The 12,778-nt window shown below is 72.2% G+C and carries 12 protein-coding genes; 7 read left to right on the forward strand and 5 right to left on the reverse strand.

The genetic code is table 11. From position 1 onward, the window contains the following. The 3 genes from ACIRJT_RS34880 to ACIRJT_RS34890 form a co-directional block, all read right to left on the reverse strand. Window positions 1–1,094 (reverse strand): heavy metal translocating P-type ATPase (locus ACIRJT_RS34880; protein ID WP_403917509.1); only part of this gene is annotated, 1,094 nt, incomplete at its 3' end. A 103-nt stretch (window positions 1,095–1,197) separates the two neighbouring features. Continuing rightward, a complete protein-coding gene (locus ACIRJT_RS34885; RefSeq protein WP_403917512.1) occupies window positions 1,198–1,521 on the reverse strand; it encodes a heavy-metal-associated domain-containing protein in 324 nt (107 codons plus the stop codon). A 208-nt stretch (window positions 1,522–1,729) separates the two neighbouring features. Further along, window positions 1,730–2,452 carry a TetR family transcriptional regulator gene (locus ACIRJT_RS34890; protein ID WP_403917515.1) on the reverse strand — a complete coding sequence of 241 codons (723 nt, stop codon included), beginning with the start codon at window positions 2,450–2,452 and terminating at the stop codon, window positions 1,730–1,732. Window positions 2,453–2,610: 158 nt separating this feature from the next. Between ACIRJT_RS34890 and ACIRJT_RS34895 the strand changes: the two genes are divergently transcribed. After that, on the forward strand, window positions 2,611–4,950 hold the full coding sequence (locus tag ACIRJT_RS34895; protein WP_403917517.1) for an MMPL family transporter: 2,340 nt from the start codon (window positions 2,611–2,613) through the stop codon (window positions 4,948–4,950). Between the two features lie 56 nt (window positions 4,951–5,006). Next, window positions 5,007–5,759: a class I SAM-dependent methyltransferase gene (locus tag ACIRJT_RS34900; protein ID WP_403917519.1), complete on the forward strand. Its 753-nt coding sequence runs from the start codon at window positions 5,007–5,009 to the stop codon at window positions 5,757–5,759. A gap of 44 nt (window positions 5,760–5,803) precedes the next feature. Here the strand turns inward: ACIRJT_RS34900 and ACIRJT_RS34905 are convergent, their stop codons facing one another. After that, entirely contained in the window at window positions 5,804–5,995 is a 192-nt protein-coding gene (locus tag ACIRJT_RS34905; RefSeq protein ID WP_403917521.1) for a helix-turn-helix transcriptional regulator, read from the reverse strand. 242 nt (window positions 5,996–6,237) lie between these two features. Between ACIRJT_RS34905 and ACIRJT_RS34910 the strand changes: the two genes are divergently transcribed. Further along, the gene (locus tag ACIRJT_RS34910) at window positions 6,238–6,762 is read left to right on the forward strand and encodes a DinB family protein (RefSeq protein ID WP_403917523.1); all 525 of its coding nucleotides are present in this window, start codon (window positions 6,238–6,240) and stop codon (window positions 6,760–6,762) included. Window positions 6,763–6,769: 7 nt separating this feature from the next. Here ACIRJT_RS34910 and ACIRJT_RS34915 read toward each other — a convergent pair whose 3' ends face one another. Further along, window positions 6,770–7,696, reverse strand: coding sequence for a sugar phosphate isomerase/epimerase family protein (locus ACIRJT_RS34915; protein WP_403917526.1), 927 nt, complete (start codon window positions 7,694–7,696; stop codon window positions 6,770–6,772). A 133-nt stretch (window positions 7,697–7,829) separates the two neighbouring features. Here ACIRJT_RS34915 and iolC point away from each other — a divergent pair, with 133 nt between their 5' ends. The 4 genes from iolC to iolD are packed head-to-tail and all read left to right on the forward strand — an operon-like array spanning window position 7,830 to window position 12,713. Continuing rightward, a complete protein-coding gene (gene iolC, locus ACIRJT_RS34920) occupies window positions 7,830–8,906 on the forward strand; it encodes a 5-dehydro-2-deoxygluconokinase (RefSeq protein ID WP_403917529.1) in 1,077 nt (358 codons plus the stop codon). Further along, complete coding sequence (locus ACIRJT_RS34925) at window positions 8,903–9,814, forward strand: deoxyribose-phosphate aldolase (RefSeq protein ID WP_403917531.1); 912 nt, start codon at window positions 8,903–8,905, stop codon at window positions 9,812–9,814. Before iolC ends, ACIRJT_RS34925 begins: the two co-directional genes overlap by 4 nt. Further along, the gene (iolB, locus tag ACIRJT_RS34930; RefSeq protein WP_403917534.1) at window positions 9,811–10,722 is read left to right on the forward strand and encodes a 5-deoxy-glucuronate isomerase; all 912 of its coding nucleotides are present in this window, start codon (window positions 9,811–9,813) and stop codon (window positions 10,720–10,722) included. The genes ACIRJT_RS34925 and iolB overlap by 4 nt, the downstream gene beginning before the upstream one ends. Next, window positions 10,719–12,713 (forward strand): 3D-(3,5/4)-trihydroxycyclohexane-1,2-dione acylhydrolase (decyclizing), encoded by a 1,995-nt coding sequence (gene iolD, locus ACIRJT_RS34935; protein WP_403917537.1) that lies wholly within the window; start codon window positions 10,719–10,721, stop codon window positions 12,711–12,713. The genes iolB and iolD overlap by 4 nt, the downstream gene beginning before the upstream one ends. The last annotated feature ends 65 nt before the right edge of the window (window positions 12,714–12,778 follow it).

The following is a 12,778-nucleotide window of genomic DNA, read 5'->3' on the forward strand; positions in this document are numbered from 1 at the left end:
GCTCCGGTGACGGTGTCGCCGGCGGTGACCTCGACGGGTACGGACTCGCCGGTGAGCATGGAGGCGTCCACGGCGGAGGAGCCCTCGACCACGGTCCCGTCCGTCGCGATCTTCTCCCCGGGACGGACGACGAAGCGATCGCCGATGACGAGCGTGCTCGCCGGGACGCGGACCTCCCGGCCGTCCCTGAGTACGGCGACGTCCTTGGCGCCCAGGTCCATCAGCGCCCGCAGAGCCGCCCCGGACCTCCGCTTGGCGCGGGCCTCCAGATAGCGGCCGAGCAGGATGAACGTGACGACCCCGGCCGCCACCTCCAGGTAGATCGTCGAGCCGGCGTCGGCGCGCGAGACGGTGAGGTCGAAACCGTGGCGCATGCCGGGCATGCCCGCGTCGCCGAGGAACAGGGCCCACAGCGACCAGCCGAACGCGGCGAGCGTACCGAGCGAGACCAGCGTGTCCATCGTGGCGGCGCCGTGGCGGAGGTTGGTCCACGCGGCGCGGTGGAAGGGCAGGCCGCCCCAGACGACGACGGGCGCGGCGAGGGTGAGGCTCAGCCACTGCCAGTAGTCGAACTGGAGGGCCGGAACCATGGCGAGCAGGACGACGGGGACGGCGAGCACGGCGGAGACCACGAGGCGCTGCCGGAGCGCACCGGTGGAGGCGTCCTGCTCCAGCCCCGCGTCGCGGGCGGCAGGGGCCGGGGCGGTCCCCGGGGCCACGGCGGGATCGGCGCCCGGGCCCGTGGCGGTGCCCGTACGGCGGGTCTCGTCGGCGTACGCGTATGTGTCCGGGGTGGCGGCCGGGGAAGCGGTGGCGTCGGCTTCTGGCGGCGCCTTCCGCTCCGGTTGCACGACGGGACGGGCCGAGTAGCCGGTCTTCTCGACCGTGGCGACGAGGTCACCCAACTTCAGCCCCTCCCCGAAGGTGACGCGCGCCCTCTCGGTCGCATAGTTCACCGTCGCGGTGACGCCCTCCATCCGGTTGAGCTTCTTCTCGACGCGGGCGGCGCACGAGGCGCAGGTCATCCCGCCGATCACGAGCTCGGCCTCGGAGGCGTCTGCGGCCGGGAAATCGGCTGCTGCTGTGCTGGCCATGTCCGGAACTCCTGGGAAACGCAGATCGGGCCGTACCCCACCAGTATCGACTGGTGAGGCACGGCCCGACGGCGAACGGGGTGGCGGCTGCTCCGGCGGGCCTTCAGACGGCCGGGCCGAGGAGCTCGTACCCGGCCTCGTCGACGGCGGCGCGGACGGCGTCCTCGGCCAGCGGGGCCTTGGACGTGACGGTGACCAGACCGGTGGCGGCGACGGCCGCGACCGAGGTCACGCCCGCGATCCCGGAGATCTCCTCCGAGACGGAGCCCTCGCAGTGGCCGCAGGTCATGCCCTTGACCTGGTACACGGTGGTGACCGAGTCGGTCTGCTCGATCTGCACGTCGGCCGCACCGTCGTGGCAGGAACCGGTGGGTGAGCAGCAGGAACCGGTGGACTGGGTGGTCGTGGTCTCTGTCTCGGCGGTCATGACGTTCTCCTCTTCGCGAACACGTTACGGCGGCGTGGCGGGGCGCAGAGGGCCATGGAGGACTCCCCGGCGTTCCGTCGTATGCACACTATACCCCTAGGGGGTATGAAGGCGATCCGGCGGCGCCGTGCGCCGGTCCCGTGGTCGTCCATGGCGCGTGCGGGGCGTCTGCGGCGTACGGGGAGTGTCTGCGGCGCGCGCGGAGCATCTATGGCGCGTGCGGGACCCTGTGTCGCGCTTCGTCGCCGACCAGGGGGTCCAGGTAGCGGAACATGATCGTCTTCAGCTCCTGGGTGTAGGCCGCGCGCTCCTCGCCCTCGTGGGCCATGATCAGGTCCAGTCCGGCCTTGAAGAGCATGAAGGCCATGTCGGCGATGCGGCGGACCTGGCCGGCCGGGACGTCCGGGAGGTAGCCGGCGAGCACCGATTCGACCCGCGTCAGCATCGTGGCGTGCAGCGTGTCGTGCTCCTCGGTGATCCGGCCGGGGATCTCCGATCCGTGCATCAGGACCGAGAAGGCCGGATTCTCGCAGTTGAAGGCGATCAGCGGGTCGAGGATGGCATCCAGCATGCGGTCGAGCGGCAGCTCGATATGGCTCTGGGTGAAGGCGGCGCCGTAGGTGTCCCGCCAGCGGTTGAGCAGCTGGTCGCCCAGCTCGACGGCGATGGCCTCCTTGTTCGGGAAGAACTGGTAGAGCGTGCCCGGCGACACCCCGGCCTCGCGTGCGATGGCGTTGGTGCTCGACGCGGTGTAGCCGCTGGTGCAGAAGACGCTGGCGGCGGCCCGGAGCAGTTGGGCGATACGGGCCTCGCCGCGGGCCTGGCGGCGGCGCGGGCGGGCGGATCCCGGTGTTCCGCCGGCTGCGCCGGCGCTGGATCCGCCGTCCGCTCCGTCCGCTGCGGCGCCCTTGGTGGCTTTGGCCTCCGACACGGTCAATCCCCAGCTCTCATGATGCGGTTGACAAACGCGAGTGGTCGCTCGCATTCTAGTGAAACGCGAGCGACTACTCGTGTTTGCCAGGGTAAGTGGCAACGGCCGACCCATGCTGCCCTGTGCTGCCCGGGTCTCGGTGAAGGGGACACCGCACCATGTCCGAAGTCAACCGTTCCGCCCCGCCACCGGTCGGCGGCTGGACCCGGTTCGTCACCGCCCGACCGCGGTTCGCGCTGCTGGCCGCGCTGGTGATCACCGCGCTCGCCGTGTTCGCGGGGAGCGGGGTGGCGGACCGGATGGGCAGCGGCGGCTGGCAGGCCCCCGACGCCGAGTCGACCTACGCGACCGAGGTGCTGGCGCGGGAGTTCCCCGCCTCCCAGCCCAACCTGCTCCTGCTGGTGGACAGCGGCTCCGCGACCGTCGACGACCCGGCGGTGGCGGCCGAGGCCGCCCGCCTGGTCGAGCGGCTGAAGGCCGAGCCGGGGATCTCGGGCATCGGGTCCTACTGGGAGACCGCATCACCCGCCCTGCGCTCCGAGGACGGTCGCGAGGCGGTCATCGCGGCCCGGATCGGCGGCGACGAGAAGACCGCAGGCGAGACCCTCGACCGGATAACCCCCGCCTTCGCTGGAGAGCGGGGGCCGGTGACGGTCTCCCTCGGCGGGCCCGTCGCGGTGCAGCACGAGATGCAGACGATCATCCAGGAGGATCTGCTGCGGGCCGAGCTGATCGCCCTGCCGGTGACGCTCGTCCTGCTGGTCATGGTCTTCGGCAGCGCCGTCGCCGCGATGCTGCCGCTCGGTGTCGGCATCGTCGCCATCCTCGGCACCAACGCCGTGCTGCGAGGCCTGACGGAGTTCACCGACGTCTCGGTCTTCGCCATGAACCTCACCACGGCGCTCGGCCTCGGACTCGCCATCGACTACGCCCTGTTCATCGTCCGCCGCTTCCGCGAGGAGCTGGCCGGCGGGGCGGACCCCCGGGCCGCGGTGGGCACGACGCTGCGGACCGCCGGGCGGACGGTGCTGTTCTCGGCGCTGACCGTGGCGGTGTCCCTGTCGGCCATGCTCGTCTTCCCGCAGTACTTCCTGCGGTCCTTCGCCTACGCCGGCATCGCCGTGGTCCTCCTGGCCGCCGCCGCCGCGCTGATCCTGCTGCCCGCGGCACTCCTGCTGCTCGGCCACCGGATCAACGCGCTGGACCTGCGCCGGCTGTTCCGCCGCCGGAAGGAGAGCCGCGGAGGCGCGGGGGAGGAGGCGTCGCCGGGCCGGGGCTGGGCGCGGCTGGCCGTGCTGGTGATGCGCAGGGCGCCCCTCTTCGCCGTCGTCACCACCGTGGGGCTCCTGCTGCTCGGACTGCCCTTCCTGGGCGTCAAGTTCGGCACGGCGGACGACCGTCAGCTGCCGGCCTCGGCGGAGTCCCGGGTCGTTCAGGAACACATCCGCGAAGGGTTCCCCGGCAGCCCCGGCGGTGGCCTGGAGGTGCTGGCCGAGGGGCAGGGTTCCCCCGCCGAGTACGCGGACCTGAAGGACCGGATCGAGCATCTCCCCGGAGTCCTGCGGGTCGACGGCCCGGTCACCGGGGACTTGGTGGCCTACTACAGCGTGCTGCCCGAAGGAGAAGCCGTCGGCGAGGCGACCCAGCAGCTCGTACGGGACCTGAGGGCCACGCCCTCCGCCGCCTCCCTCGACACCTCGGTGACGGGCACGGCGGCGGTCCTCGTCGACTCCAAGGACGCCATAGCCGACCGGCTGCCCTGGGCGGTGGGGATCATCGTGGTGGCCACCCTGCTCCTGGTCTTCCTGCTCACCGGCAGTGTGCTCATCCCGCTCCAGGCGGTCGTGCTCAACGCCCTCAGCCTGACCGCGATGTTCGGAGCGGTGGTCTGGGTCTTCCAGGACGGGAATCTCTCCGGGCTGCTCGCCTTCACCAGCACGGGTGACATCGAGACGACGCTGCCCGTCCTGATGTTCTGCGTCGCCTTCGGACTCTCCATGGACTACGGGGTCTTCCTGATATCCCGGATCAAGGAGGAGCACGACCGCACCGGCGACCACGAGCACTCCGTCACCTTCGGACTCCGGCACACCGGCGGACTGATCACCGCGGCCGCCGTGATCCTCGCGGTCGTGATGGTGGCCATCGGCACCTCACGGGTCACCAACACCAAGATGCTGGGACTCGGCATCGCCCTGGCCGTCCTGATGGACGCCATGGTGGTGCGCGGTCTGCTGGTCCCCGCCGTGATGAAGCTGATGGGCCGCTCCACCTGGTGGGCCCCCGCGCCCCTGCGCGCCTTCCACCGCAGGTTCGGCCTCAGTGAAGGGGACGGGGAAGGCGTTCGGAAACAGCCCTCGGGGAGGCCGGGAACACCCCCGGAGCGGGCCCCGGAGGGCCCGCGGGGCACCGAACGGGTGGAGGCCGGGGGGTCGTCCTCCCCGCCCGTCCCGGACGACGTCAGGAGCCTGCCGGCGGCATCGGCAAAGGGGCTCTGACCTGGGATTTCATGCTCCGACTGTCTAGGATTACCCCATCGGAAAAGGGGGCCCGGATGGACCGGAACGTGACGACGACGGACGATGTGCTGGCACTGATGGACGGGCTGTTCGCGCCGGCGGCGGACCGGTGGACGGCGGGCGGGGCGTCCTGGTGGGACGACTTCTACGCGGACCGTTCGAAGACGGTGCCGTTCTTCGTGGACAAGCCCGACGAGAGCCTCGACGGTTATCTCCGTCAGGGGCTGATCGCCCCGGGCCGTGCGCTGGACCTCGGCTGCGGCCCCGGCCGCAACGCGCTGCACCTGGCCTCGCTCGGCTTCGACGTCGACGCGGTCGACCTCTCCTCGGAGGCGATCGCCTGGGCCCGGGAGCGGGCGGAAGGGGCAGGGGCCCACGGAGTCCGGTTCCACCGCGGTGACGCGTTCGCGCTGACGGCGGCGGGGGCCGCCCTGGCCGGGCCCTACGACCTGATCCACGACTCCGGCTGCTTCCATCACCTGCCGCCCCACCGGCGCATCAGCTATCTCGCCCTCCTGGAGCGTTGCCTCGCCCCCGGCGGCCACTTCACGCTCACCTGCTTCGCCGCCGGGGAGGGCGGGATGGGCTCCGAGCTGCCGGACGCCGAGCTCTACCGGACGGGCGGTCTGCGGGGCGGGCTCGCCTACTCGCCCGAGGCGCTGCGCCGGGTCTTCTCCGGCCTGACGGAGATCGAGCTGCGCCGGATGAACGACGAGGCTCCCGAATCCCCGCTCTTCGGGGAGCCGTTCCTCTGGACGGCCCAATTCCGGGCGCCCGCCCGGAGCTGACGGGCGCGGCCCGTGCGGGCGGAGTCGCCGTGCCGGCAGGGGTGTCAGCGGCCCCGGTTGCGGGGGCGGGAGGCGACCCACGCGCGGACGGTGTCCCCGTGCCAGTACGGCTTCCCGTTCTTCACCTGGTCGGGCGGGGGCAGGAGCCCGTGTTTGCGATAGGAGCGGACGGTGTCCGGCTGGACCTGGATGTGCGCGGCAATGTCCTTGTAGGACCAGAGCGTCTCGTCGGTCATCAGTGACACCTCTCAGCGCTTCTCTGCTGCGCTCCGCAGCACAGGCTGACGATCACTCGGCCTGCGCTCGGTTGAACGACCCCGGGCGGCAGGTGGCGTGGGGCTGTCGACCGGTTGTGACAGAAACCATGCGTAACCGCGATATGTGTGCCGAAACGGTTACTGCTGTCGCAGAACGGATGAACCGGGACCGGTGGTGCGGGGTGCGGCCGTTGTCGGACCCGGCTGCCACGATGGGGGCCATGAGCACTTCCGAACGCCCGATGCCCCCTCTGGTCGCCGATGAACGCGTCTCCCTGGAGAGCTGGCTCGACTTCTACCGGGCCACCCTCGCCCGGAAGTGCGCGGACCTGCCCGAGGAGAGCCTGCGCGAGGCGTCCGCGACGCCCTCGCCGATCACACTGCTCGGACTGCTCCAGCACCTGGCGGAGGTCGAGCGGAACTGGTTCCGTCGCGTGCTCGCGCAGGAGGACGCCCCACCGCTCTTCGCGCCTCCGGCCGGCGGCGGGGACGGAGCCGAGGGCCGTGACGGCGGCTGGGAGCTCGCCGAGGACTCCACCCATGAGCAGGCGCTCGCGCGTTGGGAGGCCGAGGTGGCGCGGGCCCGGCAGAACTGCGCGGCCCGGGCGCTCGACGACACCAGCCCGTTCATGGGCACGCAGGTCACGCTGCGGTGGATCTACACCCACATGATCGGCGAGTACGCGCGGCACTGCGGGCACGCCGACCTGATCCGCGAGCGCGTCGACGGACGCACGGGAGTCTGACGGGAGTTCAGAGCGCCGATCCGGGCCCTCCGCAGGAGCGGAGGAACTCCCGGGTGCGGCGGGCGATCGGGAACGGCTTGTCCGGCGGGCACGGATACATGTCCTGCTCCACGATCGCGAAGAGATCGACGTCCAGTGCGCGGGCCGCCTCCAGGACCGGTTCCAGGGCGGGGACCCCGCCGGGCGGCTCGCACATCACGCCCCGGGCCACCGCCGGGCCGAACGGCACCTCGTCCGCCACCACCACCGCCAGGATCTCCGGGTCGACCTGCTTGAGATGGAGGTAGCCGATGCGCTCCCCGTACGTCTCGATGAGCTTGACGCTGTCGCCGCCGCAGTAGGCGTAGTGCCCGGTGTCCAGGCAGAGCGAGACGAGATCCGGATCGGTGGCGTCGAGGAAGCGGTTGACGTTCTCCTCGGTGTCGATGTGGGTGTCGGCGTGCGGGTGGACGACGATGCGCAGCCCGAAGCGCTCCCGGACCTCCCGGCCCAGCCGTTCCGTCTGCGCGGTCAGATCACGCCACTGCGCGGGCGTGAGCACCCGGTCCTCCAGCACCTCGCCCGTCTTGTCGTCGCGCCAGAAGGAGGGGATGACGACCAGGTGTTCGGCGCCCATGGCCCGGGTCAGTCCGGCGATGTCCGCGACATGCGCCCACGTCCGGTCCCAGACGTCCGGGCCGTGGTGCAATCCGGTGAAGACGGTCCCGGCGGAGACCGTGAGCCCCCGGTCGCGGGTCTCGTCGGCCAGCCGGGCCGGGTCGGTGGGCAGATAGCCGTACGGGCCGAGCTCGATCCACGCGTACCCGGCCTCGGCCACCTCGTCGAGGAAGCGCTGCCACGGCACCTGCTTCGGGTCGTCGGGGAACCACACGCCCCAGGAGTCGGGGGCCGAGCCGATGCGGATGCGGGCCGAGGAGCGGACGGAGGGGGTCATAACGCCCAGCCTCAGGGCCCGCGCGGAAGAGTGTCAAGGGTTCGTCCGAATGTCCGGACAAAATATTGACAGGGTTCCCGGGAGGGGACTAGACCTGGGACCAGCCGGCCACCGGTGGGTCGAAGGGATGGGCATGCCTGAGCCGTACGACGTGATCACCATGGGGCGGATCGGGGTGGACCTCTACCCGCTGGAGGTGGGGGTGCCGCTCGCCCGGGTCGAGACGTTCGGCAAGTTCCTCGGCGGCTCCCCGACGAACGTCGCGGTGGCGGCGGCCCGGCTGGGGCGGCGGACGGCCGTGATCACCCGGACCGGGGACGACCCCTTCGGTGCCTATCTCCACCAGGAGCTGGAGCGGTTCGGGGTGGACGACCGGTGGGTGACGCCCGTGCCGGAGTACCCGACTCCGGTCACCTTCTGCGAGATCTTTCCGCCGGACGACTTCCCGCTCTACTTCTACCGGCGGCCCAAGGCCCCCGATCTGGAGATCCACGCGCCGGACCTCGACCTGGACGCGGTGCGCGACGCCCGGATCTTCTGGATGACGGGCACCGGACTCAGCGCCGAGCCGAGCCGCTCCGCCACCCTGGCCGCGCTCGCGGCCCGCGGCGCCCGCCCCACCGACGCCCGCCCGGCCGGTGCGCCGCGTACGGCGACGGTCTTCGACCTCGACTGGCGGCCCATGTTCTGGGACGGCGGCGACGACAGCCCCGAGGCCCCCGCGCGGTACCGCGAGGCGCTGGCCCATGCCACGGTCGCCGTCGGCAACATCGACGAGTGCGCGATCGCGACCGGTGAACGCGAACCCCACGCCGCGGCCCGTGCCCTGCTCGCGGCCGGCGTGGAGCTCGCGGTCGTCAAACAGGGCCCGAAGGGCGTGCTCGCCGTCCACCGGGACGGCACCACAGCCGACTGCCCGCCCCTGCCGGTGGAGGTGGTCAACGGACTCGGCGCGGGGGACGCGTTCGGGGGCGCCCTCTGCCACGGACTGCTCGCCGGGTGGCCCCTCGACCGCCTCGTGCGGTACGCGAACGCGGCCGGCGCCATCGTCGCCTCCCGACTCGCCTGCTCGCCCGCGATGCCGTCTTCGGGCGAGGTCGAGGAAGCCCTCGCGGCCGGAACCGTGACGGCCGCCCCGGTCACTCCGCCGGCCCCCGGTGCTCCGACCGATACCCCGACCGGAGACGCCCCGACCGGAGCGGGCTCATGACGCCACTGGCGCCCTCCCTCTCCGAACTGGTGCGGCTGCGCGCCGAGCGCCCCGAAGCCGTCGCCGAGGCCGCCGCGCGACGGAAGCGGCGGCGGCTGATCCGTCATCCCGGAGACCGGTTGATGATCATCGCGGCCGACCACCCCGCGCGCGGCGCGCTCGCCGTGGGGGGCCGGTCGCTCGCCATGGCCAACCGCTTCGAGCTGCTGGAGCGGCTCTGCCTCGCCCTCTCCCGTCCCGGGGTCGACGGAGTGCTCGCCTCCGCCGACGTCCTGGACGACCTCCTCCTGCTGGGAGCCCTGGAGGACAAGGTCGTGATGGGCTCGATGAACCGCGGCGGGCTGGCCGGCGCCGCGTTCGAGCTCGACGACCGGTTCACCGGCTACCGCCCCGACGACCTGGTCCGCCACGGGTTCGACGCGGGGAAGCTGCTGCTGCGCATCGACCACGACGACCCCGGTTCGCTGGACACCCTGCACACCGCCGCCCGGACCGTCGACGCGATGGCGGCGCACCGGCTGCCCGTCTTCGTCGAGCCGTTCCTCTGCCGCCGCGTCGACGGCCGCCTGCGCAACGATCTCGGCGCCGCCGCCGTGGCGACCTCCATCGCCATCGCGTCGGGCCTCGCCGGGACGTCCGCGTACACCTGGCTGAAGGTCCCCGTCACCGACGACCCCGACGCCATGGCCCGGGCGATGGAGGCCTCCACCCTGCCCGCCGTCCTGCTCGGCGGCGAGGTCGGCGACGACCAGGACGCCGCGTACGGGAAGTGGCGCGACGCGCTGCGGCTGCCCACCGTGCGGGGGCTGGTCGTGGGGCGATCGCTGCTCTACCCGGTCGACGGGGACGTGACGTGTGCCGTCGACACCGCCGTATCGCTGCTCGGCACGGGTAGGGAAGAGCCATGACGAAGCATCAGCCTCCCGAGCGGGACCATCGGCACCACCTGCCGGCCGGCAGCGTCGCGCGCGGGGCGTACGCCGTCGACATCGACCCCGAGCGGGCCGGCTGGGACCGTTCGGCCCTGCGGGTGCTGGAGCTGGAACCGGGAGGTGTTCACACGCTCGACACCGGCGGTAGTGAATGGATCGTCCTGCCGTTGGCCGGTGCATGTACGGTGCGTACGGCAGGCGAGACCTTTGAACTGCTGGGCCGGGAGAGCGTGTTCAGCGGGGTCTCCGACTTCGCGTACGTACCGCGCGACTCCCACGCACAGATCGCCTCCGGCGCAGGTGGCCGCTTCGCCCTGGCAGGAGCGAAGTGCGAGCGACGACTCCCCGCTCGCTACGGCCCCGCGCCGGAGGTACCCGTCGAACTGCGCGGCTCCGGGACCTGCTCGCGCCAGGTGAACAACTTCGCCGCCGCCGACACCTTCGACTGCGACCGGCTGATCGCCGTCGAGGTGCTCACCCCCGGCGGCAACTGGTCCTCCTACCCGCCCCACAAACACGACGAGCACGTGCCGGGCCAGGAGTGCGAGCTGGAGGAGATCTACTACTTCGAGGTCGCGGACGGCGGGATCGGCTACCACCGGGTCTCCCCGTCGCGCGACGGCGGTACGGACGTCCTCGCCGAAGTGCGCGGCGGCGACGCCGTCCTCATCCCCGACGGCTGGCACGGCCCGTCCATCGCCCCGCCCGGCCGGACGCTGTATTACCTGAACGTGATGGCCGGGCCGGGGGAGGAGCGCGCCTGGCTGATCCGCGACCATCCCGACCACCGATGGATCCGCGACACCTGGCGGGACGAGTCGATCGACGCCAGACTCCCGCTGTACACGGCGCATCCGTCGCCCGGCCCGGAGGTAACGCCTTGAGCCCGACGAGTCCCGCGAACCCCCGCTGTCCCACCCGCCGGCTGACCACCGCTCAGGCACTGGTCGCCTTCCTGGCCCGGCAGTACACCGAGCGCGACGGCCGTCGGCAGCGGCTCATCAGCGCCACCTGGGGCATCTTCGGACACGGCAACGTCGCGGGCATCGGCCAGGCACTCGTCGAGGCGGGCGGCGACGGGAACGGCGGAAGAGGCGGCGGGGGCGGGAACGCCGGCGTAAGCGGGGGCGGGAACGGACTCGCGCACCGTATGCCGTACCTCCAGGGCCGCAGCGAACAGGCCATGGTGCACGCGGCCGTCGGGTACGCCCGTCAGTCCGGGCGGCTCTCGGCACACGCGGTGACCACGTCCATCGGCCCGGGGGCCACCAACCTCGTCACCGGGGCCGCCCTCGCGACGATCAACCGCCTGCCCGTCCTCCTCCTGCCCGGCGACACCTTCGCGACCCGGCCCGCCGACCCCGTGCTCCAGCAGCTGGAAGTGCCCTACGCGGGCGATGTCTCGGTCAACGACTGTCTGCGCCCGGTCTCGCGCTACTTCGACCGGATCACCCGGCCCGAGGCGCTGATCCCGGCCGCGTTGCAGGCGATGCGCGTCCTCGCCGACCCCGCCGAGACCGGGGCCGTCACGCTCGCGCTGCCGCAGGACGTGCAGGCGGAGGCGTACGACTGGCCGCAGGAGTTCTTCGCCGAGCGCGACTGGCACGTCCGCAGGCCCGCCCCCGACGCGCACGAACTGGAAGCCGCGGTACGCGCGGTGCGCTCCGCCCGCCGCCCGCTGATCGTCGCCGGCGGCGGGGTCCGGCACAGCGCCGCCGAGGAGACGCTCGCCGCGTTCACCGCGGCGACCCGCATCCCGGTCACCTCCACCCAGGCCGGCAAGGGCGCGCTCCGCCACGACCACCCGGCCGACGTCGGCGGCATCGGTCACACCGGCACCGCCACCGCCGACGAACTGGCCCGCACCGCCGACCTGGTGATCGGTGTCGGCACCCGCTTCTCCGACTTCACCACCGCCTCCGGCACGCTCTTCGCCGATCCGGCCGTCCGTTTCCTCCACCTCAACATCACCGGCTTCGACGCCCACAAGCTGGCCGCCCTCCCGCTGGTCGCCGACGCCCGCACCGGCCTGGAGGCGCTCACGGCGGCGCTCGCCGGACGCGGCTACCGGGTCGACCCGGCGTACGAGACGGAGTACACCGGCGCGAAGGAAGCATGGGAGGAACGGGTCGAGGCGTCCTTCGCCACCCCCGACCCCACCGCGCGCCCCACCCAGAGCCAGGTCCTCGGCCTCCTGGACGACCTGGTCACCGAGGACGACATCATCGTCAACGCCGCGGGCTCCCTCCCCGGTGACCTGCACAAACTCTGGCGCACCCGCTCCCGCGACCAGTACCACGTCGAGTACGGCTACTCCTGCATGGGATACGAGATCCCGGCGGCCATCGGCGTCCTGCTCGCCAACGAGGACCGCGCCCCCCACCGCCCCGTCTGGGCCCTGGTCGGCGACGGCACGTACCTGATGAACCCCACCGAGATCGTCACCGCCGTCCAGGAGAACCTGCCGCTGAAGCTGCTGATCCTCCAGAACCACGGATACGCCTCCATCGGCGGCCTCTCCGAGTCGGTCGGCGCCGAGCGCTTCGGCACGGCCTACCGCCACCGGGACGCCGACGGCGGCTTCACCGGCCCGCCGCTCCCCGTCGACCTGGCCTCCAACGCGGAGTCGCTCGGCATGCGCGTCCTGCGCGCCACCACCGCCGACGACCTGCGCACAGCACTCTTCGAGGCCCGTGACGCGAGCGGTCCCACTTGTGTCTACGTCGAGACCGAAACGCCCGACACAGTGTCGGGCCCCCCTCCAGCACAGGCGTGGTGGGATGTTCCGGTAGCCGAGACCGCGAGCCGACCGGCGGCGGTCAAGGCGCGGGAGGAGTACGACCGGCAGGCCGCCGCCCGACGCCGCCATCTGTGAAGCCTGCCTGAACCCGCTCGAACCCGCTCGAACCTGCCTGAGCGGCCAGAAGCCTGAAGGAGTAC

The organism is Streptomyces sp. NPDC102283 (genome assembly GCF_044766265.1).
Taxonomy (GTDB): Bacteria; Actinomycetota; Actinomycetes; order Streptomycetales; family Streptomycetaceae; genus Streptomyces.